This is a genomic window from Roseateles sp. (assembly GCF_049240545.1).
Taxonomy (GTDB): Bacteria; Pseudomonadota; Gammaproteobacteria; order Burkholderiales; family Burkholderiaceae_C; genus Paucibacter_A.
In genome coordinates this window covers 1-2,626 of the sequence record NZ_JBMLSK010000015.1, presented here as the reverse complement: position 1 = coordinate 2,626, position 2,626 = coordinate 1, and the positions used below count along the sequence as shown (strand labels likewise).

Here is a 2,626-nt window from a genome sequence, read left to right as displayed (position 1 = left end):
TGTCGATGGCTGCCTCGAACCGCGTGATTCCGGCGGTCTGCCGCGCTTCTGGTTCTTCCTGAAGCAGCGCAGCTCTTGGGTCTGGTTCCTCGCGACGGCGGCGAAGGCGTTGGCCGCCGGACCTCGCGGGCGCTGGCCGCGTCCTGGTTGTCGGCTACAAAGTGCCGCGACCATCAGGCCGGTACAGACGGAAGCCCGGCGAACGGCGTGACAACCTGCCGGGCTTCCTACAACAAACGCTTCGGCAAGCCGCTACGTCTGCTCGGCGCAGTGTGGCGGACGGAGCGGCCTCTCGTCCAGTGCCTGGTGGCAGAGAAGTGCCACCGTGGACAGCCACCGCGTGTTCGCCTGCTGCAACTGCAGGGTGTTGGTCAGGGTGTGCACGCGGTGCGACCGCGGCAACCGGTATTGCGCCGGGGGTTGTGCGGTGCAGCGTCGACGCGAGTCGCGGCGGGCAGCGGAACGTCGCTATCGGGAGAGCCCGCTCGGCCGCCGGAACAACGCTGCGCGGCAGCGGCGGCATCGGGAGCGCCGCCGTCGCGGCGCGGATTGCGTAACGCATCCATGTCCCCCCGAAGCTGCGGTCCTGGTTGAAGCGGTGTCGAGGCAGCTGCCTCGTCACCATGAACACGATCGTCACCTTCGTGCGTCCGCTCGGGCGCGTTCGGATTCCTCTGCGCGCTGCTGCTTCTGCGGTGAGCCGTGCGGCAGCTACGCGCGCACCCACAAGCTGCGGCGCCGCGGTGAGCCGCGCCGCTGGCCGTGACGGCGACGGGAGGTGGCCATGGTGATCCGCGACGAAGCCGAGGCGGAGATCCTCCGTCTGCACCAAGTGGAGAAGTGGCCCGTGGGCACGATCGCGGCACACCTGCAGGTGCACCACAGCGTGGTGACGCGGGTGATCGCCAGCGGCGGCGCACCGCCAGCGCGGCCGCAGCGGTCGGCGCGGATCGACGCGTACGTGCCATTCATCGTGGACTGGCTGCGGCGGTATCCGGGGCTGTTGTCGAGCCGGCTCTACCAGATGTGCCGCGAGCGGGGCTATCGCGGCAGTGCGGATCACTTCCGCCACATGGTGGCGCGGCATCGGCCGCCGCGGCGGGTGGAGGCTTTCCTGCGCACGACGGCGTTGCCGGGCGAACACGGCCAGGTCGACTGGGCGCACTTCGGCAAGATCAAGATCGGTCGCGCGGAGCGACCGCTGCTCGCCTTCGTGTGCGTGCTGTCGTACTCGCGACGGATCTTCCTGCGCTTCTTCCTCGGGCAGCGCATCGAGAACTTCCTGCGTGGCCACGTGGCCGCGTTCGCGGCCTTCGGCGGGGTCCCACGCGTGCTGCTGTACGACAACCTGAAGAGCGCGGTGCTGGACCGGCGCGGCGACGCGATCCTGTTCAACCCGCGGCTGGTGCACTTCAGCATGCACTACCACTTCGAGATCCGTCCGGCTGCGGTGGCCCGCGGCAACGAGAAGGGCCGCGTCGAACGAGCGATCGGCTATGCGCGAACGTCGTTTTGGCCGGCGCGGCAGTGGGGTGATCTCGACGACCTGAACGCGCAGGCTGCGGCGTGGTGCGCCGGGGAAGCGAGCGAGAGGCCGTGGCCGGACGACAAACGGAAGACGGTGGCGACGGCGTTTGCCGAGGAGCAGTCGCGGCTGCTGGCTCTGCCCGAGAACTCGTACGAGACCGAAGAAGTGGTGAGTGCGAAGGTCGGCAAGACGCCGCACGTGCGATTCGAGGGCAACGACTACTCGGTGCCGCACACGCTGGTGCGGCAGGTCGTCGAGGTGCGTGCGACGCTGGAGCGCGTGCGCATCCTGTCCGCAGGCAAGGTCGAGGCAGAGCACGCGCGTAGTTTCGATCGCGGTCTCGTGATCGAGGATCCGCTGCACACCGCGGAACTGAAGAAGAGCAAGGGCGAGGCGAGGAAGCACCGCGCACTCGATCGGCTGGCGCAGTCGGCGCCGAGTGCGCAGCCCATCTTCACGCTGCTGGCGCAAGCTGGCGCCAACCTGGGGCGATCGACGCAGCACTTCCTCGAGTTGCTCGATGCGTTTGGTGCGGTCGAGTTGGAGCTGGCGATGCGTGAAGCGTTGGCCGATGGCCGGGTGCTGGCGTCCGACGTGCGCAAGTTGCTCGAAGCACGGCGCAGAGCCGCGGGTGGCTCGCCCCAGGCTTTGGTGGATCTGCCGGACGATGCCCGCGTGCGCGACCTGGTCGTGCGCCCACGCGACCTCGGCTGCTACGACCAGTTGCTGCGCAGCGACGAGGAGGTGCGCGATGCCGGCGCCAACTGACGCGGATCTGCGCGAACGCGCGCGGCGGCTCGGTCTCTGGGGCTTGCTGGCCAACTGGGATGCCCTGAGCAAGCAGGCATGGGTGCGCGACTATCTCGGCGCCGAGGAGGACGAACGCAGCCGGCGAAGTCTCGAACGCCGCATCCGCGGCGCACGCCTCGGCGTCTTCAAGTCGATCGCGGACTTCGACTGGCAGTGGCCGAAATCGATCGACCGCGAACAGATCGAAGACCTGATGCGGCTCGACTTCGTCGACGAGCGGGCCAACGTCGTGTTGTTCGGCCCGACCGGCGTCGGCAAGACGATGATCGCACAGAATCTCGGCTACCA

General features: G+C 68.6%; 3 protein-coding genes. All 3 read left to right on the top strand.

What is annotated here, in order from left to right; translation table 11 throughout:
• Positions 1–211 (top strand): hypothetical protein (locus tag ACOVRJ_RS01025; protein WP_422042051.1); only part of this gene is annotated, 211 nt, incomplete at its 5' end.
• 573 nt (positions 212–784) lie between these two features.
• The gene (gene istA / locus ACOVRJ_RS01020) at positions 785–2,296 is read left to right on the top strand and encodes an IS21 family transposase (protein WP_422042050.1); all 1,512 of its coding nucleotides are present in this window, start codon (positions 785–787) and stop codon (positions 2,294–2,296) included.
• Positions 2,280–2,626: ATP-binding protein (locus ACOVRJ_RS01015; RefSeq protein ID WP_422042049.1), on the top strand; the 347-nt coding region annotated here is incomplete at its 3' end. The genes istA and ACOVRJ_RS01015, both read left to right, overlap by 17 nt.

Bases quoted from the DNA above. Each gene is read 5' to 3' on its own strand.
- istA (WP_422042050.1), top strand. From the start codon at position 785: ATGGTGATCCGCGACGAAGCCGAGGCGGAGATCCTCCGTCTGCACCAA.